Origin of the sequence: Rhodanobacter sp. DHG33, assembly GCF_014843005.1 — a bacterium.
GTDB lineage: Bacteria > Pseudomonadota > Gammaproteobacteria > Xanthomonadales > Rhodanobacteraceae > Rhodanobacter_A.
Genome location: NZ_JACYXM010000003.1, coordinates 207,417 through 232,129, shown reverse-complemented (window position 1 = coordinate 232,129; position 24,713 = coordinate 207,417). Strand labels below are relative to the sequence as shown.

Here is a 24,713-nt window from a genome sequence, read left to right as displayed (position 1 = left end):
AAGTTCAGCCTCGCCATACGCCCACTTGCCTTCCAGGAGAGCCGCATGTCCACGATCCATCCCGTCGATCCCGCGTTCGCCGCCGAGGCACGCATCCGCGAGGACGATTACGAACGGCTGTATGCCGAGTCGGTGAAGGATCCCGAGGCGTTCTGGGCCAAGGTGGGCGAGCGGCTGGCATGGGCGAAGAAACCCACGAAGATCAAGGACGTCTCCTACGATCCGAAGAACCTGCACATCCGCTGGTACGAGGACGGCGCGCTCAACGTGGCCGCGAACTGCCTCGACCGCCACCTCGCCGAACGCGGTGACAAGGTGGCGATCATCTTCGAGGGCGACGACCCGAACGAATCGCGCAAGCTCACCTACCGCGAGCTGCACGCCGAAGTGTGCAAGTTCGCCAACACGCTGAAGCACCTGGGCGTGGCCAAGGGCGACCGTGTGGCGATCTACCTGCCGATGATCCCCGAGGCCGCGGTGGCGATGCTGGCCTGCGCGCGCATCGGCGCGGTCCACTCGGTGGTGTTCGGCGGCTTCTCGCCCGACTCGCTGGCCGGGCGCATCGCCGACTCGCAGTGCAAGGTGGTGGTGACCGCCGACGAAGGCGTGCGCGGTGGCAAGAAGATCCCGCTGAAGGCGAACGTGGACGCCTCGCTGGAACGCCCCGGCACCAACAGCGTGGAAACCGTGGTGGTGGTACGCCGCACCGGCAGCGCGGTGCCGATGCAGTCGCCGCGCGACCGCTACTGGCACAACCTGATGGACGGCCAGAGCGCCGACTGCCCGGCCGAGCCGATGGAAGCCGAGCACCCGCTGTTCATCCTCTACACCTCCGGTTCAACCGGCAAGCCGAAAGGCGTGCTGCACACCTCGGCCGGCTACCTCGTCTACACCAGCTACACCCACGAATGCGTGTTCGACCTGCGCGACGACGACGTGTACTGGTGCACCGCCGACGTGGGCTGGGTCACCGGCCACAGCTACGTGGTGTACGGCCCGCTGGCCAACGGCGCCACCACGGTGATGTTCGACGGCGTGCCCAACTACCCCGACTTCAGCCGCTTCTGGCAGGTGGTAGACAAGCACAAGGTATCGCTGTTCTACACCGCGCCCACCGCGATCCGCGCGCTGATGCGCGAAGGCGAGGCGCCGGTGAAGAAGTGCTCGCGCGCCTCGCTGCGCGTGCTCGGCACCGTAGGCGAGCCGATCAATCCCGAAGCGTGGGAGTGGTACCACCGCGTGGTGGGCGACAGCCGCCTGCCGATCGTGGACACCTGGTGGCAGACCGAAACCGGCGGCATCCTGATCACCCCGCTGCCCGGCGCCATCGCCACCAAGCCCGGCTCCGCCACCAAGCCGTTCTTCGGCGTGAAACCCGCCATCGTCGACGCCAACGGCGAAGTGCAGCAGGGCGCCTGCGAGGGCAACCTGCTGATCACCGATTCGTGGCCCGGTCAGATGCGCACCGTGTACGGCGACCACCAGCGCTTCATCGAAACCTATTTCAGCGCCTACCCCGGCAACTACTTCACCGGCGACGGCGCGCGCCGCGACGAGGACGGCTACTACTGGATCACCGGCCGCGTCGACGACGTGATCAACGTCAGCGGCCACCGCATCGGCACCGCCGAGGTGGAAAGCGCGCTGGTGTCGCACCCCAAGGTGGCCGAGGCCGCCGTGGTCGGCTGCCCGCACGAGATCAAGGGCCAGGGCATCTACGCCTACGTCACGCTGATCGCCGGCGAGAACGGCAGCGACGAACTGAAGAAGGAACTGGTGGCCTGGGTACGCAAGGAGATCGGCCCGATCGCCACGCCCGACTACATCCAGTGGGCGCCGGGTTTGCCCAAGACCCGCTCGGGCAAGATCATGCGCCGCATCCTGCGCAAGATCGGCGAGAACCAGCCCGACCAGCTGGGCGACATCTCCACACTGGCCGACCCCGGCGTGGTGAAGAACCTAGTCGAAGAACGCCTGATCAAGTAACACCGCATCTCTCCCCTCCCCCTGCGCGCAGGGGGAGGCCGGGAAGAGGTTGGATTCCGCATGCCCGACATCCTGATCGCCGACGACCATCCGCTGTTCCGCGATGCCCTGCAACGCGCGGTGCTCGCCGCCCTGCCACAGGCGCAGGTGCGCAGCGCCGACAGCGTGCATGGCCTGTACACGCTGATCGAGCAGTACCCCGACGCCGACCTGCTGCTGCTCGATCTGCACATGCCGGGCGCACGCGGCTATTCCGCCTTGGCGCACATCCGCGGCCAATACCCCGGCCTGCCGATCATCGTGGTTTCCGGCCACGAGGAAGCGCAGGTCGCGCGACGCGCGCTGGCCCACGGCGCCGCCGCCTACATTCCCAAGTCCACCGCCGGCGAAGAGATCGTCCACGCCATCCGCGCCGTGCTCGACGGCGACGTGTGGGTACCGCCGCAGCTCGTCGGCGGCAGCGCCGAACTCAAGCCCGACGAAGCCGATATCGCCGCCCGCGTCGCCGCGCTCACGCCGCAGCAGTTCCGCGTGCTGACCATGATCGCCGAGGGCCTGCTCAACAAGCAGATCGCCTGGGAGCTCAGCGTCTCCGAAGCCACGGTGAAGGCGCACATGACCGCCATCATGCGCAAGCTGGGCGTCAACAACCGTACGCAGGTCGCCCTCGCCGCCAGCCATCTCGCCGTGGAGCCCGGCGCGATGCAGCCATTGCCGATGGACGAAGATGGCGACTGAGAGCCGCGGGTGCCGCGCGCGCCCAAGTAGATATCGGCACTCACCGTGCGGCACACGGAAAGTCTGTACGCCCTAGCCACCGCGGCCCGGGCGTCTGCAACGGCATGCCATTGCCAAAAGAGAGCCCTCAAACGTCTATGTCCTTATGGACCATTCCGCCCGGAAACGGGCGGACATGCAGGGACGCGACAAAAAATCCAATGCACATAGACCGTTTGGGGAGAAACGTTACGTGAGCAAGCTGAATCTGCGGCCCTTGCCGCTGGCAGTGGCCTGCCTGCTGGCACCGTTCCACACCGCACTCGCCGCCAACACCAGCAGCACCACCATTCCGCTGGACCTGATCCAGGAAAACTACGGCGGCGGCCAGTACGGCTACCGCCTGGGCATCAATGTCGGCGTCAACGGCGCCACGCCGGAGGAATACCTGTTCGACACCGGCTCGGACTCCTTCAACATCGATGTGGGCCACGGTTCGCCCGCATGGTTTCCCAACCAGCCTGGCGCGGCGAAGAGCGCCCCCTATGCCTATCTGTACGGCAACGGCACCTACGGTTACTGGCAGGCTTCCACCACCGTCGCCAGCCTGCAGTTCTACAACTCCGCCACCGGCGCCCAGGCCGCAAGCTATGCCACGTCGAAGGGCCTGCCCGTGGCGGCGGCCACCGACTGGATGGTCACCCCGCAGAGCGCGGGTGGCGATACGCTGGGGCCGGCCATCACCACGCAGAATGGCGTGACGCTGTACCAGGACCTCACCTGGCAGCAAAACCTCGACAAGGGCATCCCGCCCGAGGAAGGGATCTTCTACGGCACCTTCGGTGCGGGCGACTTCGGCAACGGCGTGCCCGGCATGCTCACCAGCAGCGGCTACATCGTGGAAGCCAACGGTACCGGCAAGGCGCCCGGTACCTGCGCCCAGGCCTGCCTGATCGTGGGCCTTACGCCGGCGCTGCGCGCGCAGTTCCTCAGTGTGGTGCCGTGGCTCCCCACCCAGGGGCAGACCACTCCGTTCCCGCTGTCGGGCGCGCCCTCGGCGTACCAGTTCGACACCGCCTTCCTGTACACGCTCACCGGCGGCGGCGTGCATGCCAGCGCGCCGATGATGACGCTGTTCGACACCGGCACGCCGAACATCGTGCTGATCGACAACGGCGACCTCGGCATCGCCAGCGCCGAACAGGCGGCCGGCAACATCAACCAGAACGGCGACCTGGTGCCCGGCATCACCCTCACGGCCACCGGCCTGGCCGTTACCGCGAATGGGCTGGCCATCTCCGGCCTGCCGACTTCGGTGACCAGCGGCAACGACAGCCAGGGCGATTACAGCAATGTGGTCTCGGTGGGTCCGTACGGCGGCTTCCCGGACGCGATGATCTACGGCCTGTCGTTCTTCATGCACAACGCGGTGATGTACGACCTGGCGAACCAGGCCACCGCGTACACGCCGTTCTACATTTCCACCGCCAATATCACGACCGGCTTCACAGTGACGCCGGGCATGGGCCCGCTGGGCCTGGCGGGCACGATTTCCGGCCGCGGCGCGTTGCAGGTCGCCCCAGGCGGCATCGCCGATCTCAGCGGCACCAACACCTATACCGGCGCCACTGTCGTTGCCAACGCCGGCTGGTTGGCGCTGGCTGGACCGGGCAGCATCGCGGCTTCGTCCAGCGTGAACGTGAATGGCGTTTTCGACATCTCGCGCACCTGGCAGACCACCATGGTGCAGTCGCTCTCCGGGACCGGTCACGTGCTCCTGGGCGACGCCACGCTGGACCTCACCCATGCGAGCGGCAGCTTCGGCGGCCAGATCGCGGATGGTGGCATCGGTGGCGGTACCGGTGGCCGGTTGCTCGTGTCCGGCGGCCACGAAACCCTCACCGGCAGCAACACCTTCACGGGTGCCACCGGCATCGGGGCAGCTGCCGCGCTGGACGTGGAAGGCTCGCTGGCCAGCGGCGTGGCCAACCTTGGCACGCTCACCGACAACGGCAAGATCCTCGGCAATGTGGTCAACGGCGGCCTGCTGCTCGGCCACGGCGAAATCGGCGGCAGCCTGGCAAGCACCGGCGTCGTGGCTGCGGGCAACGGGCCTGGGCAGTACCGGACGCTGACCGTGAGCGGCAACTACACGCAAGCTGCCGGCTCGGCGTATCTGGTGCAGCTCGATCCGGCGCAGCCTGGCGTGTCCAGCCTGCTTGCGGTGGGCGGCAGTGCGACGCTGGCCAACGGCGCGAGCCTCGGCCTTTCGGCATCTTCCGGCGGCCTGTACCAGACCGGCGCACGCTACACCGTGCTCGACGCGGGCAAGGGTCTCAGCGGCCAGTACCAGCTGGTCGGCGACACCATGCTGAGTGCCGTGCTCGGTCTTGCACCCAGCTACGACGCCAACCACGTCTACCTGACCGTGGCACAGACTCGTCCGCTGACTGCCATCAGCGGCACGCAAAACGAAGGCGCCACGCTGGGCGGCGTACAGAGTCTTGCACCACAGGCCTCTGGCGCGGGCCAGTCCGAAAGCTTCGCCATCCGCCCTGCGGCCTACGTCGCCACGCCTGCCAGCGCGGTGTACACCGTGCTCGCCAACCTGCCCAGCGATGCAGCACTGCGCGCCGCGGCCGACCAGCTCTCCGGTGAAATCCACGCCACCACGCAAGGCGTGCTGCTGGAAGACAGCCGCTATGTGCGCGATGCCGTCATCGACCGCCTGCGTCAGGCAGGCGAGGACGGGTCCGCCGATGCTGGTGGTCCGAGCGTGCAAGACGGTGCGGGCGGTCTGGCCTGGTGGGGTCAATTCGTGGGCGAGTGGGGGCAGCAGGACAGCAACGGCAACGCCGCCTCGACCAAGCAGACCAGCGGTGGCCTGCTGCTCGGCGCGGATCATGCGCTGGGCGACAACACGCGCCTGGGTCTTTCCGCCGGCTACACGCAGACCTCGGTGAACACGGCGGCGCGCGCCTCCTCGCTCTCCAGCCACGATGTCGATCTCAGCGCCTACATCGGCACCCAGCTCGGCAATCTGGGCCTGCGTGCAGGAGCCGCGTACGGCTGGCACTCGCTGGACAGCACGCGCTTCGTCACCGTGCCAGGACTGGCCGGGCACGAGCTGGGCAGCTACGACGCCGACACGGCCCAGGTTTTCGGCGAAGCCGCCTATCGCTTCACGTTCAAGCGCGCGACGCTGGAACCCTTCGCGCAGGCCGCATGGGTGCGTCTGCACACGGACGCCTTCCAGGAGCACGGCGGTGCGGCAGACCTGACCGGCAACAGCGAAAGCCATACCCTCGGCTACAGCACGCTGGGTGCGCGCCTGGCTTCCAGCCTCCCGTTCCACGACAACCAGCGCCTGAGCCTGCATGCCATGCTGGGTTGGCGCCGTGCATGGGGCCGTACCGACACGACGACCTCGGTGGCTTTCGCCGATGGTGCGCCGTTCGTGGTGGACGGCCTGCCGATTGCACGCAACGCGTTGGCCAGCGACGCCGGCCTCACCGTGCAAGTGGCGAAGGACGCCGCGTTCGATCTGTCCTGGCAGGGCCAATTCGCCCACCAGGCGGTGGACAGCGGTTTCCGCGGCAGCTTCAACTGGCGTTTCTGAGCAACACCGCCCCGGCGCACGAAACGTGCGCCGGGGCGTCTCGTCTAGACATCGCGAGGCGCCATCCGACGGCATCGTGCTTCGGTGTCCGCAGTCGCACTCATCACGAAGCAAAGCCTTCGGCGAAGGCCCCTGCCAGAACCCTCAAGCGCTCCTGCTTCCTTCACCCTGTTTCCTGACCAGCGCCGTCAGCAAAGCCCGCAGCGCCGCCGGCTTCACCGGCTTGTGCAACACCGGATAGCCCAGCTCGCGCACGCGATGCTTGAGTTCGCTGCTGCCGTCGGCGGTGATGAGGGCGGCAGGAGGAAGCGTGCCGCGGGCCGCATGCAATTGCTGCAGAGCTTGCAGGCCATCGCTGCCGGCGGCGAGATGATAATCGGCGAGGATGAGATCCACCGGGCCGCGTTGCAGTTCGGCGGCGGCGGCGGCGACGTCGCGCGCGATGCGGCAATCCACGCCCCAACGACCCAGCAACAGCCGCATGCCGTCGAGGATGGCGGGATCGTCGTCGAGGCAAAGCACGGTGAGCGGCAACTGTTCGTTGCTTCCCCCGCTGGCGCGGTGCACGCCTTGCCGGCGGCTGGGTGCGGCGGCGACGCGCGGCACGACGATCGCGAAGCAGCTGCCGTGGCCGGGGCGCGAGTGCAGGTCGAGCCGATGGTCGAGGATGGCGGCGATGCGGTCGCAGATCGACAGGCCCAGGCCCAAGCCCTTCTCGTCCCATGGCGATGGTTGCTCCAGCCGCTGGAACTCGCCGAAGATGCGCGCGCGCTGCTCGACGGGAATGCCCGGACCGGTGTCCCATACTTCGATGCGCACTTCCCCGCCGACGCGACGCGCGCCCAGCAGCACGCCGCCTTCGCGCACGTAGCGCAGCGCATTGGAAAGGAAATTCTGCAGCACGCGACGCAGCAGCTGCGGATCGCTGCGCACGGCGAGCCGGGTGGGTGCAACGCGCAGACGCAGGCCGCGCTGTTCGGCCAGCGCAGCGAACTGGCTTTGCAGCGAGTCGAACAGGTCGGCCAGCGCGAAATCGGCGATTTCCGGCCGATACGTGCCCGTGTCCAGGCGTGACGTATCCAGCAACGCGTCGAGCAGGTTCTCGGCGGCGCGGAAAGAGGCGTCGATGCGCTCGGCGAGCTGCAGCGCCTCCGCATCCAACCCAGGCTGCTGACGCAAGGCGGAGGTGAACAGGCGCGCGGCGTTGAGGGGTTGCAGCAAGTCGTGGCTCGCCGCTGCGAGGAAGCGCGTTTTCGATGCGTTGGCGGCTTCGGCGGTGCGTTGCGCTTGCGCGGTGGCGGCCAGCGCCTCGCTCAACTCGACGGTGCGCTGATCCACGCGCTGTTCCAGCGTTTCGTTCGCCTCGATCAACGCCCGTTCGACACGCTTATACGCGGTGACGTCGGTATAGGTGGTGACGTAGCCGCCGCCGGGCAGCGCACTGCCGCGCATCTCGATGGTGCTGCCGTCGGCGCGCACGCGCTGGAACACATGCGGCGTGCCGACGCGCAGGTGGGCGAGGCGCTTGGCCACGTGCGCATCCACTTCGCCGGGACCGCACTCGCCGTGCTCGGCATTCCAGCGGATCAGGTCGGCCACCGGCACGCCCACGTAGACCATGCCGCCGGGGTAATCGAACAGCTCGATGTAGCGCCGGTTCCACGCCACTACGCGCATGTCGGCGTCGACCACGCTGATGCCCTGCGTGATGTTTTCCAGGGTCGAGGAAAGCAGCTCGCGGTTGAAGCGCAGCTCCTGCGAGGCTTCGTCCATCAGGGCCATCGCTTCGGCAATGTCCAGGCCCGAGCCGGAAAGCATGCCCATCAGGATGCGCCGCGCACTGGCCGCGCCCACGGCGCCGGCGAGCAGACGCTCGGTGTGCTGGATCAGCGCGCGGTCGGCTGCCTCGCCTGCCAGGAACGGCTTGCCGCGGCGCTGCGCGTAGTCCTCGAAGGCGCGTTGCGTGCTGCGCACGCCGACGATGCGTTCGGCGATGGTGCGCAGGTCGGCGACCCGCACCCGGCCGCGCCAATCGCCGGTGCCGGCCTGGCTGGTGGTACGTGGATCGATGAACATCGACGCATGCAGCCGTTCTTCCAGGCTGGACCGCCAGCGCAACGAAACGAATACCAGGCAACCTGCGTTCAACAGCAGCGACCAGAACGCGCTGTGCACCACCGGATCCCAACCCTGCACGCCGAACAACGCCTGCGGCCGCAGCCACTCGATGCCGAACGGCCCATGCTGCAGCCATGGCGCGTGGCTCATCTCCGGCAGCAGCAGGGTGTAGATCCATATCGCGAATCCGGCAAGCAGACCGATGATCACGCCACGCCGGCTGGCGCTGCGCCAGTACAGCGCCGCCAGGATCGCCGGCGCGAACTGCGCCACGGCAGCCAGCGATAGCAGGCCCGTGGCTGCGAGATCCTCCTCGTCCGCTGCGAGCCGGTAATAGGCATAGGCCATCAGCGCCAGCGCCAGGATCGCGCAGCGACGCACGCGCAACAGCAGGGTGGACACGTCGCTGCGCTGCTCCAGCCGTAACCGTCGGATGCGCAGCAGTAGCGGCATCGCCAGATCGTTGCTGATCATCGTGGACAAGGCCACCGTAGCCACGATCACCATGCCGGTGCTGGCCGAGAACCCGCCGAGATAGGCCAGCAAGGCCATGCCGTGGTTGCCGTAAGCCAACGGCAAGTTCAGCACCCACGCATCGGGCGCGCCGTCGCGGACCTGCGGCAGCAGCGCACCGGCAGCCACCATCGGCAACACCGCCACGCTGACCACCGCCATGTAGCCGGGGATCAGCCAGCGTGCGCAGCCGAGATCGTCGGGATCCTCGCATTCCACCACGCCGATCTGGAATTGCCGCGGCAGGCAGAACATCGCGCAAAACGCCAGCAGCGTCTGCGTGACGAAGGTGGGCTGCACTATTTGGTCCGCATGTTGCTGCGGCAGGGCGAACATGGCCTTCAGGTCGGGAGCGTGCCAGTACGCATAGAACGCCAGCGCGGCAAATGCCAGCAGCTTGATGAGCGACTCCAGCGCGATCGCCAGCATCAGGCCGTGATGGTGCTCGCTGGCGTCGATGCTGCGCGTGCCGAACAGTATCGCGAACAGCGCCAGCAGCAGTGCGCACCACAACGCAGTGTCGCCCATCGGCGTCATCGCGACCTGCGTGCCGCCCAGCATCGCGTAGGACATCGCCACCGCTTTCAGCTGCAACGCCAGATACGGCACCACGGCCACCACCGCGATCACCGCCACCAGGGCCGCCAGCCCGTGCGACTTGCCGAAGCGCGCGCCGATGAAGTCGGCGATGGAGGTGATGTTGCGCTGGGTGGCCACGCGGACCAGCCGCTGCATCAAACCATAGCCGGCGAGGAACAGCAGGATCGGCCCAAGATAGATCGGCAGGTAGGCCAGGCCGGACCGCGCCGCCGTACCCACTGCGCCATAGAACGTCCACGAGGTGCAGTACGTGGCCATCGCCAGCGCATACACATAAGGCCGCAATCTCGGCTGGCGCGGATAGAGCGGTCGACGATCGCCCATCCAGGCCACGCCGAACAGCAGGCCCACGTAAAGCAACGCGACGAGCAGCAGCGAGCCGGCGATCACGTGCCCTCCCGTCTTCGTTATCGCGAACCTACCGCTTGTTAGCGGCGGTACCTGTCCGTCAACATGCACCTATGCGAGCCATTGACGGATTCCCGCCCGCGAAAGTACCAGAGCCTCTGCAGGCTGACGAGATTCATGTCTGGCGCCTGCAACGCCCCAAGGGAACGGGCCGCGAACCGCTGCTGGCCCTGCTCGCCCGCTATCTCGACGCAGCCCCTGCAGCGGTTCGGCTGGTGGAAGGCGAACATGGGCGCCCTGCGCTGGATGCCATCCACGGCGGCGTGTTCGACTTCAACTGGTCGCATTGCGGCGAACAGGCCTTGGTGGCGCTGGCCCGGGGCTTGTCGCCAGGCATCGATCTGGAACGGCTTCGCCCGCGCGCCAACGCACTGAAGATCGCGCAGCGCTTCTTCACCGCAGCAGAAGCCGCGTGGCTGGAGACACTGGACGAGGACGAGCGGGACGAGGCCTTTCTCGATCTGTGGACCGCACGCGAAGCCGTACTGAAGGCATTGGGTCGCGGCATCGCATTCGGTTTGGACAGGCTGTCGTTCCAGCGCGGCCCGGACGGGCTCGTGCTGCACCGGCTCGATGGCGACGATCCCGCTGCCTGGCAATTGCACCGGGTCGACAGCGGAAAAGATGCATTCGCCAGGCTTGCTTGGCGCGGCGCCCCCCGCCGGATTCGCCTGTTCGCGCTTGCCGACGACGCGTGATCGCGGCAGTGTTGCATTCTTCCCCTCGTGACGGATCGCCGCCGTGACCCTGCTCAGCGTCAACCTCAACAAGATCGCCGTCCTGCGCAATTCGCGCGGCGGCACCGAGCCCGACATCTGCCATGCGGCGCAGACCTGCATCGAGAACGGTTGCGGCGGCATCACCGTGCACCCGCGGCCGGACATGCGCCACGTGCGGCCGGACGACGTGCGCGCACTGGCTGCGATGTTGCGTGGCCGGGTGGAATACAACATCGAAGGCAATCCGTTCGCCGCGCCGCGCGGCGAATATCCCGGCTTGATCGAACTCGCACGCGAAGTACGCCCGACCCAGGTGACTCTGGTTCCCGACAGCGACGGGCAGATTACCTCCGACCATGGCTTCGACCTTGCACGCGATCTCGATCGCCTGCATCCGCTCGTGGACGAACTCAACGCCATCGGATGCCGCGTCAGCCTGTTCGTGGACGCCGGCCCGCAGGACTTTGCCGCGGCGAAAGCCATCGGCGTGCAGCGCGTCGAGATCTACACGGGCCCTTACGCCGAAGCCTTCGCCGAGGGCGAACCCGATGCCGTGCTGGCAGGCTGTTCCACTACCGCGCGGCTGGCGCAGCAAGCCGGTCTCGCCGTGAACGCGGGCCACGATCTCAGCCAGGCGAATCTGGGCACGTTCAAGGCGGCCATTCCGGGATTGGCCGAAGTGTCGATCGGCCATGCGCTGATCGGCGAGGCGCTGTACGAAGGGTTGGCGACGACGGTGCGGAACTACCTGCAGATCCTGCGCTAGTAGTGCGCATCCTTCGCACGCATCACTGTGCACGCTGATCCACGCCGAAGCCAACGCGCATAGAGCGCGTTCCCAAGAACGCCGTCGCGAACGGCATACGGACGCCCGAATGCCGCCGCTTCCAGAGCCACCTGCAAAAACGCCAACCCCCGCATAAGGCGGGGGTTGGCGCGGGTAACGCTTTTCAGGTTTGCCGCTTACTGGCCGCTGCTGTCGGTGAATCCGATCTTGACCAGGTTGTACTGCTTGGCGTCGGCCAGCACGGTAGCGACGTACTGGTAGGCGACGGCATCGGCAGCCTTGATCTGGATTTCCGGCTGCTTGTCCTGTGGCTGCTGGGCAATCACCGCGAACTGCGCCTTGAGACCCGATTCGTCTACCGGTGTATTGTTCCAGGACAGCGCACCGGACTGATCGATGCTGAGATTGACCGGCTCCGGCGGGTTCAGATTCGTCGGCGGATTCGGATTCGGCTGCGGCAGATCGATCTTGATCTTCAGCAGCGGGATCGGCGCAGTCACCATGAAGATGATCAGCAGCACCAGCATCACGTCGATCAGCGGCGTGATGTTGATGTCGGCCATCGGGCCGCCCGTGCTCTTGGTGGAGAAAGCCATGACTCGTTACTCCTTGCCCGGGGTAGGAGCAGTGGTCATGAAGCCCACATGCACCATGCCCACGCTCTTGGCATCACCGATGGCCTTGAACACCGTTTTCCACTCGATGCCCTTGTCGGCGCGGATCTGCAGTTCCGCTTGTTCCGGCTTCTGCGCTTCCACCGCCAACTGGGCCTTGAGTTCCGCTTCGCTGACCTCGTGATCCTGGTAGTACATCGAGCCGTCTTCCTTGATGGCCAGGTCCAGTGGCGGCACCGGTACCTTCGTCTCGTCGCTCTTGGGAGCTGCAACCGGTACCGTGATCGTGACCGGATGCGACATCAGCGGCGCCGTGATCATGAAGATAATCAGCAGCACCAACATCACGTCCGCAAGCGGCGTGACGTTGATTTCCGAAACCGGACCGCCGGTATTGCCTCCGACGCTCATTGCCATGGTTCAGATCCTCACTTGCTCTCGACGCGTGCACCGGTCGCGAAGAAGTCGTGCAGGTCGTGCGCGAATTCGTCGAAACGGGCAAAGATAACGCGGTTCGAACGGTTGAAGAAGTTGAACGCAAGCAGCGCCGGGATAGCGGCGCCCAGACCGATGGCGGTCATGATCAGCGCTTCACCCACCGGGCCGGCCACGGCGGTCATCGAGGCGTTGCCGCTCTGGGCAATACCGGTCAATGCACCGTAGATACCCATCACGGTACCGAGCAGGCCGACGAACGGAGCCGACGAACCCACGGTGGCGAGCAGGGTCTGGCCGCCTTCGAGGCGCAGGCTCTCGCGGGCCACGGCCTGACGCAGGGCGCGGTCGACGAACTCGGAGCGGGTCAGCGACTCAGCCAGGCCACCCTTGTTGGCCTGCTGGTGGTGTGCCACGGCCGAAGCGGCGTCCAGCGCGATCTTCGAGAAGGGTTCGCCCTTGGGCTGGGCTTCCAGCTCACGGATGGCGTCCTGAGTGGAGGGATTCCCCCAGAAGCCGTTGATGACCTTGTCGGCGCGGCCGCGCACCATCGAGTTGCGGATGGCGTTGGCGATGATGAAGTACCACGACAGGAAGGACATCACCACGAGGGTGATGAACACCACCCAGCCCACCCAGTTGAAATGGGTGACGAGGTTGGCGAAGCCCATCTGCTTCATGGCTTCGGCGTTGGAGTTACCGCCCATGGCGGCATCGGTCGGTGCAGGAGTCTGTAGGAACATAACGCTACCCTTGGGAAGTCAAGCGTGAACTGTGATGACAGTAACGGGGATTACAATTGGTTGAGGTTGAAGGTGACCGGAACGCGTGCGTAGCCTTCCACCTTCTGGCCGTTCTTGACCTCGGGATTGAAACGCCATTTTTCAGCCGTTTCGATCGCGGCGCGATCAAGTTCGTGGTATCCGCTGGACTTGTCGACCTTGATGTCCTTAGGCGCACCGTCGGTACCGACCAGGATCAGCAGGATCACCGTGCCCTCGTGCCGTTGGCGGATAGCCTGCGGCGGATAGCGCGGCGTGATTCGGTTGTTGTAGCTGAGATCCGAACCTGCAGCGATATCGGTCGGCGGAGCCGGCGGTGCGGGCGGAGCCGGCGGCGCAGCGGGGGTCGCGTTCTGCGACACCTCGTTCACCGGCGGCGGCGGTTCCGGCGGCGGCGGCGTCGGCGGCGGGACCACCTGCTGGATGATCTTCGGCGGCGGCTGCTTCGGCGGCTCCGGCGGCGGCGGCGGCGGCGGCGGCGGCGGCGGCGGCGGCTCGATGAAGTTCACCTGCACGATCTGTTCTTTCTTCTCGTGCTTCTGGCCCGGAGGTGCCAGGGGCGCGAGCAGGATGAGGAACGCAAAGGCGTGCAGGCCGATGGCGAATGCCAACGCCAAGGTTCGTTTCCAACTGAACCCCTCTTCGCGTTCTGTGTCTTCGGTACTAGAGGCCATCTGTCACTATCTGGAGCTGGGAACGGAGAAAGCGTCACCGCAGACTTGGCTATGTTCCGTCTGGCATATGGACGAAACGCGCCGTAGGGGTTACGCAGGGAAGGTTTGAAGGTACAACAGCATCTGGCATTTGTATAGCGTTCACATGGCAATCAGATGGACGTCCATCTGATTGCTTTGCCCCGTCCGGCGGTTACTTGCCGGCGGCAGCCTTGTTCAGCCATTCCTGGGCCTTGTCCGCGGTTTCCGGGTCCTGCGCGGCCTGTTTCATCGCGGCCATTGCACCCGGCTTGTCCTTAAGCTGACGATCCGACTCGGCCAGCATCATGTAGGCCCGACCCTTGTGCTGGACACCTTTGCTGATGCCCTGGGTGAGGTACTTGCGCGCGTCGGAGAATTTCTGGTCCTGGAAGTACATGCGACCGAGCGCGACGTCCAGCTCGCCGTCGGTGGCCAGCGGCGCGCCCTTCTGGTAATAGCTGATCGCCTTGGCATCGTCGTCGCCGATCGAGGCTGCATCGCCGGCTAGCTTATAGTTCGCGGCGCTCGGCTTGATCGCGCCCTTGGCTACACCGTCGTCGAAGGCCGCCAAGGCTTTGGTGCTGCCGGTCTTGGTATCGCCGCCGTTCTGCGCTTGCAGCAGGTAGGCCTTGACCAGATTGACCCAGTCCGCCTCGTCCTTCAGTGCGCCGTTGCTGCGGCCTTCTTCCAGCACCTTGATCGCGTTGGCGTAGTCCTGCTGCTGCAGCAGGATGGCGCTCGCGTTGTGCAGCATGCTGCTGTCGGTGGGATTCTTTTCGTACTCGTCCACGGCCATCTTCGAAGCGTCGCCGCCCTTGCCGGACTCGGCATAGCTGGCCATCAGGACCTGGTTCCAGGAATCCTTCGGCTTGTCGGTGAGCGATTTGGCCTTCTGGATGGCGGCAATCGCCTCCGGATACTTCTCGAGGCGGTAGTAATCCATGCCGGCCAGGCCATAGGAGTCGGCCGTCTCCAGCTTGCCCTCGGCACGCCACTTGGCGATGGTATCCAGCGAAGCCTGGAACTGCGAATCGGCGGCGTAGAGCTGCGCCAGTTCGAACATCAGCTGGTAGTAGGTATCGTTCGGCATCACGCCGTCGTCGATCGCGCGCTGCAGCAGCGGGATCGCACCCTTCACGTCGCCCGCGTTGTAGGTGACGTTGGCCAAACCCTGCAGCGCAATCGCCTGCGCGTACTTGCTCTTGCTGCTGTCGACGATGGGTTGCAGGATCTGCTGGGCCTTGGCCTTGTCGCCGCTGTTCACCGCGTCCAGACCCTCGTTGAGCGCCTTCTGCTCCTTCGGATCGGTCAGGTCGAGCTTCGGCTCGGCGCGCGTCGCATTCGGATACATCACGGTCTGCTTGTTTTTCGACGCATCGTCGGCATGGACGGGAGCAGCGGCGATGGTGAACGCCAGCGCCGTGCCGGCCAGCATCGTGAACAAGAGCGTGTGCTTCATGACGATCCTCGATATCAGGGTTTACGCTGGTGCATCGCGCAGGGGATCGTTGAGACTACCCTGACAGATGTGTCAATGACAAGCTGCAGCGCGACAACAAAGCCTCTTTCAAATCAATAAGTTGCGTGAAATACACCCATACGCGGCTGAATTGACCGACATTTTCTTGCTCCGTCGGGAAACCCGACCGGAACCGCGAGGCCAAAGTTGACCGTTCCGGCCACGCATCTCCGCATTAATGCACTAATGCATTGGTAATTTCGATGCGCGAAGCCGCGCGGCAGGATTGCCCTGCCGCGCCATGGTTCAGATGTCGAGGTTGGCCACCTTCAGGGCATTCGCTTCGATGAAGTCGCGGCGCGGTTCCACCGCTTCGCCCATCAACATCGAGAACATCTGATCGGCGGCGAAAGCATCTTCGACGCCTACCTGCAGCATGCGGCGGGTTTCCGGGTTCACCGTGGTTTCCCACAGCTGCTCCGGATTCATTTCGCCCAGGCCCTTGAAGCGCTGGATGGTACGGCCCTTCTTTGCCTCGTCCAGCAGCCAGCTGCGCGCGTCGGCGAAACGGATGACCCCGCGCGACGCATTGCCTCGCCGAACCACCGCCTCGGCCTGGATCAGCCCGGCAAGCTGCTGGCTCAGATGCAGGATGGGGCGGAACTCGGCTCCAGCAAAGAACGGTTGCGGCAACAGCAGGGTGTGGCTGAGGCCGTGTTGCTCACGTACCACCTCGATGGCCGCCGGTTGTTCGCCTTGGGCAGGGCGCAGCGCCAACCTGTAGCGCGGCTTGCCCAAGCCGCTGGCGGCGAGGCGGGTGGCGATGCCATCAAGCCAGGCTTGCATGGCCGAAGCATCGGCCCACAGTTCCGGTGTGATCGGCGTGTGTTCAAGCAGTGCGGACAGTACGCTGGTGTCGAAGCGGTGACCGAGGCGTTCGATCTGGTCGAGAGCGGCCTGGTAATCGCGCAGCAGCTTTTCCAGCGCTTCGCCGGTAATGGCCGGAGCGACCGGGTCGGCCACCAGCTCGGCGTTGTCCACCGCACTGGAGATCAGGTAGGCGTTGAGCGCTGCGTCATCCTTCAGATACAGCTCCTGCTTGCCCTGCTTAAGCTTGTACAGCGGCGGCAAGCCGATATAGACGTGGCCGCGCTCGATCAGTTCGGGCATCTGGCGATAGAAGAAGGTCAGCAGCAGGGTGCGGATGTGCGAGCCGTCCACGTCCGCGTCGGTCATGATGACGATGCGGTGGTAGCGCAGCTTGTCGGGGTTGTAGTCCTCCTTGCCGATGCCGGTGCCCAGCGCGGTGATCAGCGTGCCGACTTCGGCGGAGGACAGCATCTTGTCGAAGCGGGCCTTCTCGACGTTGAGGATCTTGCCCTTGAGCGGCAGCACCGCCTGGGTCTTGCGGTTGCGGCCCTGCTTGGCCGAGCCGCCGGCGGAGTCACCCTCGACCAGGAACAGTTCGCACAGCGCGGGATCCTTTTCCTGGCAGTCGGCGAGCTTGCCGGGCAGGCCGGCGATGTCCAGCGCGCCCTTGCGGCGGGTCATTTCACGCGCCTTGCGAGCAGCCTCGCGGGCGCGCGCTGCGTCCACCACCTTGGAGGCGATGGCCCTGGCTTCGTTGGGGTGTTCCAGCAGGAATTCGCTGAGCTTTTCGTAGACCGCCTGCTCCACCACCGTCTTCACTTCGGACGAGACCAGCTTGTCCTTGGTCTGCGAGGAGAACTGCGGGCCGGGCACCTTCACCGAGAGCACGGCGATCATGCCTTCGCGCATGTCGTCGCCGGAGAGCGCGACCTTGGCGTTCTTGGCCAGTCCTTCCTTCTCGATGTAGCCCGTGAGCGCGCGGGTAAGCGCCACGCGGAAACCCGTGAGATGAGTACCGCCGTCGCGCTGCGGGATGTTGTTGGTGAAGCAGAACATCGTCTCGTTGTACGAGTCGGTCCACTGCATCGCCACTTCCACGCTGATCTTGTCCTGTTGGGCGTACAGGCTGATCACGTTCGGATGCAGCGCCGTCTTGAGCTGGGCAAGGTGCTGCACGAAGGAGCGGATACCGCCTTCGTACACGAAGGTGTCGTGGCGCCCTTCCCCGCGCTCGTCGCGCAGCTCGATGCGGACGCCTGAATTGAGGAAGGCCAGCTCGCGCAGGCGGCGGGCCAGCACGTCGTAGTGGAACTCGGTCAGCTTGAAGATCTGCGGGCTGGGCAGGAAGCGCACGGTGGTGCCGCGCTTGTCCGAGAGACCCACTTCCTTCACCGCGTACTGCGGCTCGCCCAGCGCGTATTCCTGCTGGTATTCGTGGCCATCGCGATAAATGGTCAGCCACAGATGATCGCTGAGTGCATTCACCACCGACACGCCCACGCCGTGCAGGCCGCCCGAGATCTTGTCGTCGTCGAACTTGCCGCCGGCATGCAGCACGGTCATCACCACCTCGGCGGTGGAACGGCCCTCTTCCGGGTGGGTATCCACCGGAATGCCGCGGCCGTTGTCGCTGACACTGACCGAACCGTCCTCGAGGATGGTCACGGCCACGTGGTCGCAGAAGCCCGCCAGTGCTTCGTCGATGGAGTTGTCCACCACCTCGAACACCATGTGGTGCAGGCCGGTGCCGTCACCCACGTCGCCGATGTACATGCCTGGGCGCTTGCGGACCGCTTCCAGGCCTTTCAGCACCTTGATGTTGCTGGAGTCGTACTGCGATTCGTTGGTGGGTTCGTTCATGCGGCTACCGGTTCCTGTGCCTGCGCAGGCGTGAAAGGCAGGCAAACTGCCGTTTCTGCGCGGAATTGTCGATTATAGCAGGGGTGTCAGTTGCCCCTGTTCCACGTGGAACATTCGATGTGGAAACCCGCGCAAGGGCCCGGGCAGCTCAGTACCTGTCACCAGGACCTGCGCTCCGCTCTCGGCGAGTTGGGCGATCACTGCGGCCTGGTGCGCCTCATCCAGCTCGGAAGCAAGATCGTCGAGGCAGATGATGGGCCAGTCACCGTGCTGGTCTGCATAGAGTCTCGCCTGGGCCAACATGCAGCCTAAGGCGGTGAGCTTTTCCTGTCCGCGGGAAAGATGCTCGCGTTGTGGGGCATGCTCGAATGCCAGCGACCAATCCGCGCGATGAGCACCCAAGCTGGTGTGCCCGCGGGCGAGATCCCTGCCCCGCTGCGCCTCCAGCTGCTCGCCAAGCACCCTATCCTCGGCCCAGCCTCGCCGGTAGCGCAGCTCCGGTTCGCCGAGTTCGGGCAATAGGGCGATTACGCAAGCATGCAAGTGTGGCTTCAAGCGTTCCAGGTAATCGCGGCGCTGTCCGTCGATCCAGTCTGCAAGGTTGGCCAGTTCGGCCTCCCAAGGGGCATACAGCGGAGAACCAGGTTCCGTTCCCGAACGCAGCAGACTGTTGCGTTGCTTCAAAGCACGCTGATAGCGGCGCCATGTGTCCAGGAAAGCGTGTTCCACGTGGAACACGCCCCAATCAAGGAAGCGTCGACGCTCCTCGGCACCGCCCGCGATCAACGCGTGGGAACCGGGTTCGAAGCAGGTCACAGCGCATTCGGCGATCAGTTCGCCCAGATTTGCGCCCTCGCCTTCCATGCGCGCTTCCCAGCGTGAGGTCTCACGCCCCAGCCCCAGCCGCAACAAGCGCCCGCCGGACTGACGCAACTCCGCAAACACGGACAAGCGCGCTGCACCGCGTGCTAACAGGGCTTCGCGGGCACCGCTGCGGAAGGAGCGTGCGTGCGACAGCAGAAAAACCGCTTCCAACACGCTGGTCTTGCCTGCCCCGTTGGCCCCCACGAACACATTGATGCCCGGAGCGAGCACCAATTCGGCTTCGTGCAGGCAGCGCAGATTCTGGATGCGCAGGCGATCCAGCCTCATGCCCGTGGTTTCCCTAAGCAAGAACGCCGGAGCGTCTCGCGACGGCTCCGGCGTTGCATGCTGTCACGGCGCTTGCCGAAGGGCATGCGTCAGAGGCGCAAGGGCATGATGACGTGACGGGCTTCTTCGCTGTCGTGCTCCTGCACCAAGCAGCTGGATTGGGCATCGCGCAGGCTCAGGCGTGCCTGTTCGCCACGCAGGGCGGAAAGCGCATCGAGCAGATAGCCCACGTTGAAGCCCACGGCGAGGTCGGAAACGTGGGTTTCGGCTTCCACCTCTTCCACTGCTTCTTCCTGTTCCGGGTTGTGCGCCACGATGCGCAGCTTGCCCGGCGACAGCTCCAGCTTTACGCCGCGGTACTTCTCGTTGGAAAGGATGGCGGCACGCTGCAGCGCGCCCCGCAGCACTTCGCGATCCAGCGTGGCGGTCTTGTCGGCGCCCAGCGGAATCACTGCCTCGTAGTCCGGGAAACGACCGTCGATCAGCTTGGAGGTAAAGGTGACTCCACCGCGGCGCACGCGCAGGTGGTTGCGACCGAATTCCAGTTCTACCGTGCCTTCGCCAGGTTCCAGCAGTCCGACCAGCTCACCCACGCCCTTGCGCGGAATGATGATCTGACGGCGCGCCTTTACCGAAGTGGCCAGGCTGGTTTCCTTCATCGCCAAGCGGTGACCGTCGGTGGCCACACAGCGCAGGCTGTGTTCCTGAAGGTCGAGCAGCATGCCATTCAAGTAGTAGCGCACGTCCTGGTTCGCCATCGCGAAAGCGGTGCGCTCCATCAGGTCGCGCAGGACTTCCTCGGGCAGACTGACCTTTTCCACCAGCTCGATCGAATCGATGGTGGGGAATTCGCTGGCCGGCAAGGTCGTCAGCGTGAAGCGGCTGCGCCCTGCATTCAGGGCAACGCGGTCGCCATTGAGCTTCAGTTCGACGTTCGCGCCATCCGGCAGCGCACGCACGATGTCGAAGAACTTGCGCGCGGGAATGGTGATTTCGCCTTCCACCAGCTTGTCGGCCGTGGAGGTGGCGATCATTTCCACTTCCAAGTCGGTACCCGTCAGCGACAGTTGGCCGTCGGCGACCTTCACAAGCAGGTTGGCCAGCACTGGCAGTGTCTGGCGGCGTTCGACCACACCGACGACCTGCTGCAGGGGCTTGAGCAGAGCTTCTCGTTGGATGCTGAATTGCATATCGGACGACCCCTATGCCTGCTGTTCTGTCTTTAAAGAAGAAAGTTGGTAGTTGTTGTAGGCGCCGTGGATAACTTTTTTGCGCCGATTACTTTTTTAAAATCAGTAACTTGAACGATTTTTGAGGTGTGCGGAAAACGGTGCTTTCGAGGTGGGTCGATTGTGGATAACTTGACCGACCGCTTCATCCACGCATTATCCACAGCTTCCCGCCAAGCTTATCAAGAAGTTGTGCCCGTGCAGCCTGGAAAACTCAACCGGTGAGGGTACGAATCAGCTTTTCCCAGTTCTGCCGCATGCTCACGTCGGTTTCGCAGAGTTTCTTGATCGTGCGGCAGGCGTGCAGCACCGTGGTGTGGTCCCGCCCGCCGAAGGCCTCGCCGATTTCCGGAAGGCTGTGGTCGGTCAGTTCCTTCGACAGTGCCATCGCAATCTGCCGCGGCCTCGCCAGCGAACGCACGCGCCGCGTGGAAAGCAGATCCTGCAGGCGGATGGTGAAGTAGTCGGCCACCACCTTCTGGATGTTGGGCACGGTGACCGCCTGTGCGTGGGTGGCCAGCAGATCGCGCAGGGTTTCCTCGGCGAAGTCGGTGGTGATCGGCTTGCCGTAGAAGTTCGCGCGGGCGGCCAAGGTGTTCAGTGCACCCTCGAGGTCGCGCACGTTGGAGCGGATGCGCTTGGCCAGCAGCATCGCCACGTGTTCGTCCATGGCCACGCCCTTGTCCTGCGCCTTGGAGAGCAGGATGGCTGCGCGCGTCTCGAAGTCCGGCGGTTCGATCGCCACCGAAAGGCCCCAGCCGAGGCGCGATTTAAGACGCTGCTCCAGCTTGTCCACTTCCTTGGGATAGCGGTCGCAGGTGAGGATGACCTGCTGCTTGGACTCGTAAAGCGCGTTGAAGGTGTGGAAGAACTCTTCCTGCGTGGTGTCCTTGCCGGCGAAGAACTGGATGTCGTCGATCAACAGCGCGTCCACCGAGCGGAAGCGCTGCTTGAATTGATCCATGGTCTTGGTGCGCAGCGCCTCGATCATTGCGCCGACGAACTGCTCGGAACGCAGGTAAAGCACCTTGCAGTTCGGGTTGTTCTGCCGCATCAAATTGCCCGCGGCGTGCATCAGATGGGTCTTGCCGAGGCCGGTGCCGCCGTACAGCAGCAGCGGGTTGTAGGCGCGTCCCGGGTTCTGCGCCACCTGCATTGCCGCGGCTTTGCCCAGCTGGTTGGACTTGCCTTCCACGAAGGTTTCGAACGTGTAGTGCGGATCGAGGTTGTGGCTGAAGGAGGGCGCCGGCGTCGGCGCGGTTTCAGCCGTCACGCCGGCCGTGGGCTTGGTGGCAGGCTTGGCGTGGCTGCGGGGCGTGCTGGAACCGACGTCCAGCCGCACCGTCAAGGGATGGCCGGCCAGCTGGGCCAGCATCGTGCTGATCTGCGGCAGATAGCGCTCGCGCACCGTGTCCAGGGTATAGGGGTTGGGGGCGAACAGAGCCAGTCCGGTTTCGTCCTCGCGGGCCTGCAATGGCATCAGCCAGGTGTGCAGATCCTCGGCGCTCAATTCGCCTTCCAGACGCTCCAGGCAGCGCCGCCACAGCTCACTCATGAAATCTCTCGTCCACAGGCAGGGGGCGCTGGTGCGCCGGGTGGATCGGCAAGTCTAGCAGCAGGTCCCCGGACCTTGTCCCCAAACCATCCACACGGCTGCGCACAAGCTGCGATGCGACATCGGGTTCGGGGCGGAAAGCCTTGATTTGACACCATGCCGCAGCGCAATGCATACTTTGCGGCCTTTTTCCCAACATTCATTCCCTTCGGAGCCTCGCCATGAAGCGGACCTTCCAGCCCAGCAAGCTCAAGCGCGCTCGCACCCACGGCTTCCGTGCCCGCATGGCCACCGCCGACGGTCGCAAAATCCTCAACGCCCGTCGCGCCAAGGGCCGCAAGCGCCTGATCCCGTAATCGGCGCGACAGCCATGCGCCCTGCCGGCTTGCCGCGTGAGTTGCGGCTGCGACTGGCCGGTGACTTCGCAGCGTTGCGTACGAGCAGCGGCCGCCTCGGTGGCCGCTGTTTTCATTTGCGCTACCGGCCGAATGGCTTGCCGCATGCGCGGCTGGGCCTGGCCATTTCCAAGCGGGCGTCCAAGCTCGCGGTGGAACGCAATCGCCTGAAACGCCTGCTGCGCGAATCGTTCCGTCGTGTGCGCGACCGGTTGCCGCCGGTGGATGTGGTGGTGATGGCGCGCGAACAGGCCGTGCACTTGTCAGGCGTGGAGTTGCTGGCCGAGGCCGATGCGTTGTGGCGCCGCCTCGCCGCCATCCGGCCGGAACCGGCCGAACCTGCGCCCGATGCCACCCCGCGCCATTGATGCCGACCGATGCCGCCGCCACAATCGTGCGTTGACCTTCCCCTTTTCCCTGTGGCCGCGTGCCGCGTGGCGTCGTCCGGATCCGTGAGCCGATGAACCAAACACGCAACTTCCTCCTGATCGCCCTGATTGCCGTGGCCTATTTCCTGTTCATGGCCTGGGAGAAGGACTACATGATGCCGCCGCCGGCTCCGGCTGCCGCCGCCAGCGCGGCAGGCGTGCCGGACGCGCAGTCCGGCGCCACGCCGAGCGTCAGCAATGCCACCGGCGACCACGCGTCTTCGTCGCTGGTCACCGTGACCACCGACTTGCTGCGCCTCACCATCGATACACGCGGCGGCAGCATCGTGCATTCCGAGTTGCTGGACTATCCGGTGACACCGCGCACGAAGAAGGATCCGAACCCCGCGCCGGTGACCCTGTTCGACAACAGCGACGCGCATTACTTCGTGGCGCAGAACGGCCTGGTCAGCAGCAGCGATGCCGACGCGGCCGACCAGCCCAACCACCTTGCCGTGTTCCAGAGCGTGCAGGCCGACTATACGCTCGCCGCCGGCCAGAGCGAACTCGACGTGCCGCTGACCTGGCAGGATGCCAAGGGCGTCAAGGTCACCAAGACCTACCGCTTCACCCGCGGCAGCTACGTGGTCGCGCTCGACCAGAAGATCGACAACGGCGGCAGCACGCCGTGGCAAGGCAATGCCTATACCCAGTTGCTTCGCACCGAACCGTCGCACGACGGCAACTGGCTGACCAACATGTCCAACCCGGAAGTGCGCAGCTTCCAGGGCGCGGCCTGGTATACCGGCGAGAAGTTCGAGAAGCTGTCGTTCAAGGATCTCGGCGAACCCAAGGACAAGCTGGACGCGTCGTTCAAGGGCGGCTGGGCCGCGATGCTGCGGCTGTACTTCTTCGCCGCGTGGATTCCGCCAGCCGACGAAACCGCCAGCTACTCCACCGATACCGTGAACCCGGGCAGCGCGCATCCGCGTTATCTCATCCGCACCATGGGTCCCACGATCAGCGTGGCGCCGGGGCAGAGCGCGGACACCAAGGCGCGCCTCTACGTCGGTCCCAACCAGCAAGGCCAGCTGGATGCGGTGGCACCTGGACTGGATCTCACCATCGACTACGGCATGTTCAAGGCGATCGCCGTGCCGATGCACGGCATCCTGTCGTTCTTGCACTCCATCGTGAAGAACTGGGGCTTGGCCATCATCCTGCTGGTGCTGCTGATCAAGGGCGTCACATGGAAGCTCACCGCGATGCAGTTCCGCTCCGGTGCCAAGATGCGCAAGCTGCAGCCGCGCATCCAGGCGCTCAAGGAGCGCTACGGCGACGACAAGGTGAAGCTGCAGCAGGCGCAGATGGAGCTGTACAAGAAGGAGAAGGTGAACCCGATGGCCGGCTGCCTGCCGGTGCTCATCACGATGCCGGTGTTCTTCGCCCTGCTCTACGTGCTGGAGTACTCGCTGGAACTGCGCCAGGCGTCGTTCCTGTGGATCCCCGACCTCAGCGCGCACGATCCGTACTACATCCTGCCGGTGATCTTCGCGGCGGTGCAGATCGGTACGCAGCTGCTGAATCCCGCGGTAGGCATGGATCCGGCGCAGGCGAAGATGATGAAGGTGATGCCGCTGATCTTCTCGGTGATGTTCGCCTTCTACCCCGCGGGCCTGTGCCTCTACTACGCAGTCAACGGCCTGGTGGGCCTTGGCCAGCAGTGGTGGATCACCCACCACGTGGAGCGCGAGGACGCGGCGGCCAAATCGGCCTGAGTTCTCACGCACCCAACAGCAAAGACGGCCGCGCCGGGCAACCGCCGCGGCCGT

At 65.1% G+C, this 24,713-nt stretch carries 18 protein-coding genes; 8 read left to right on the top strand and 10 right to left on the bottom strand.

Going from position 1 to position 24,713, the window contains the following annotated elements; translation table 11 throughout:
- Window positions 1-45: 45 nt before the first annotated feature.
- The 3 genes from acs to IHE46_RS07295 all read left to right on the top strand — a co-directional run bounded on the left by acs (window position 46) and on the right by IHE46_RS07295 (window position 6,322).
- Entirely contained in the window at window positions 46-1,986 is a 1,941-nt protein-coding gene (acs, locus tag IHE46_RS07305) for an acetate--CoA ligase (RefSeq protein WP_192163972.1), read from the top strand.
- Between the two features lie 60 nt (window positions 1,987-2,046).
- Entirely contained in the window at window positions 2,047-2,724 is a 678-nt protein-coding gene (locus tag IHE46_RS07300; protein ID WP_192163971.1) for a response regulator transcription factor, read from the top strand.
- Between the two features lie 232 nt (window positions 2,725-2,956).
- A complete protein-coding gene (locus IHE46_RS07295; protein WP_192163970.1) occupies window positions 2,957-6,322 on the top strand; it encodes an autotransporter domain-containing protein in 3,366 nt (1,121 codons plus the stop codon).
- A 144-nt stretch (window positions 6,323-6,466) separates the two neighbouring features.
- Here the strand turns inward: IHE46_RS07295 and IHE46_RS07290 are convergent, their stop codons facing one another.
- Entirely contained in the window at window positions 6,467-9,943 is a 3,477-nt protein-coding gene (locus tag IHE46_RS07290) for a NahK/ErcS family hybrid sensor histidine kinase/response regulator (protein ID WP_192163969.1), read from the bottom strand.
- Between the two features lie 35 nt (window positions 9,944-9,978).
- On the opposite strand from IHE46_RS07290, the gene IHE46_RS07285 reads away from it, so the two are divergent.
- Window positions 9,979-10,659, top strand: coding sequence for a 4'-phosphopantetheinyl transferase superfamily protein (locus IHE46_RS07285; protein ID WP_225562868.1), 681 nt, complete (start codon window positions 9,979-9,981; stop codon window positions 10,657-10,659).
- Window positions 10,660-10,702: 43 nt separating this feature from the next.
- Window positions 10,703-11,446: a pyridoxine 5'-phosphate synthase gene (locus IHE46_RS07280; RefSeq protein ID WP_192163968.1), complete on the top strand. Its 744-nt coding sequence runs from the start codon at window positions 10,703-10,705 to the stop codon at window positions 11,444-11,446.
- A gap of 197 nt (window positions 11,447-11,643) precedes the next feature.
- Here IHE46_RS07280 and IHE46_RS07275 read toward each other — a convergent pair whose 3' ends face one another.
- From IHE46_RS07275 to dnaA, 9 genes are all read right to left on the bottom strand, one after another.
- A complete protein-coding gene (locus tag IHE46_RS07275) occupies window positions 11,644-12,063 on the bottom strand; it encodes a biopolymer transporter ExbD (protein WP_192163967.1) in 420 nt (139 codons plus the stop codon).
- A gap of 6 nt (window positions 12,064-12,069) precedes the next feature.
- Window positions 12,070-12,498, bottom strand: a complete 429-nt coding sequence (locus IHE46_RS07270) for a biopolymer transporter ExbD (RefSeq protein ID WP_192163966.1) — start codon at window positions 12,496-12,498, stop codon at window positions 12,070-12,072.
- 11 nt (window positions 12,499-12,509) lie between these two features.
- Window positions 12,510-13,259: a MotA/TolQ/ExbB proton channel family protein gene (locus IHE46_RS07265; RefSeq protein WP_225562867.1), complete on the bottom strand. Its 750-nt coding sequence runs from the start codon at window positions 13,257-13,259 to the stop codon at window positions 12,510-12,512.
- Window positions 13,260-13,309: 50 nt separating this feature from the next.
- Complete coding sequence (locus IHE46_RS07260; protein WP_192163965.1) at window positions 13,310-13,972, bottom strand: energy transducer TonB; 663 nt, start codon at window positions 13,970-13,972, stop codon at window positions 13,310-13,312.
- A gap of 193 nt (window positions 13,973-14,165) precedes the next feature.
- Window positions 14,166-15,452, bottom strand: coding sequence for a tetratricopeptide repeat protein (locus tag IHE46_RS07255; RefSeq protein WP_192163964.1), 1,287 nt, complete (start codon window positions 15,450-15,452; stop codon window positions 14,166-14,168).
- Between the two features lie 306 nt (window positions 15,453-15,758).
- Complete coding sequence (gene gyrB / locus IHE46_RS07250) at window positions 15,759-18,182, bottom strand: DNA topoisomerase (ATP-hydrolyzing) subunit B (protein WP_192163963.1); 2,424 nt, start codon at window positions 18,180-18,182, stop codon at window positions 15,759-15,761.
- A gap of 72 nt (window positions 18,183-18,254) precedes the next feature.
- Window positions 18,255-19,334, bottom strand: coding sequence for a DNA replication/repair protein RecF (gene recF / locus IHE46_RS07245; protein WP_192163962.1), 1,080 nt, complete (start codon window positions 19,332-19,334; stop codon window positions 18,255-18,257).
- Between the two features lie 89 nt (window positions 19,335-19,423).
- Entirely contained in the window at window positions 19,424-20,524 is a 1,101-nt protein-coding gene (gene dnaN, locus IHE46_RS07240; protein ID WP_192163961.1) for a DNA polymerase III subunit beta, read from the bottom strand.
- Window positions 20,525-20,777: 253 nt separating this feature from the next.
- Window positions 20,778-22,118, bottom strand: coding sequence for a chromosomal replication initiator protein DnaA (gene dnaA, locus IHE46_RS07235; RefSeq protein ID WP_192163960.1), 1,341 nt, complete (start codon window positions 22,116-22,118; stop codon window positions 20,778-20,780).
- A gap of 221 nt (window positions 22,119-22,339) precedes the next feature.
- Here dnaA and rpmH point away from each other — a divergent pair, with 221 nt between their 5' ends.
- The 3 genes from rpmH (at window position 22,340) to yidC (ending at window position 24,659) form a co-directional block, all read left to right on the top strand.
- Window positions 22,340-22,474 (top strand): 50S ribosomal protein L34, encoded by a 135-nt coding sequence (gene rpmH, locus IHE46_RS07230; RefSeq protein WP_008211413.1) that lies wholly within the window; start codon window positions 22,340-22,342, stop codon window positions 22,472-22,474.
- A 14-nt stretch (window positions 22,475-22,488) separates the two neighbouring features.
- Window positions 22,489-22,881 (top strand): ribonuclease P protein component, encoded by a 393-nt coding sequence (gene rnpA / locus IHE46_RS07225; protein WP_192163959.1) that lies wholly within the window; start codon window positions 22,489-22,491, stop codon window positions 22,879-22,881.
- A 92-nt stretch (window positions 22,882-22,973) separates the two neighbouring features.
- Window positions 22,974-24,659, top strand: a complete 1,686-nt coding sequence (yidC, locus tag IHE46_RS07220; RefSeq protein ID WP_192163958.1) for a membrane protein insertase YidC — start codon at window positions 22,974-22,976, stop codon at window positions 24,657-24,659.
- The last annotated feature ends 54 nt before the right edge of the window (window positions 24,660-24,713 follow it).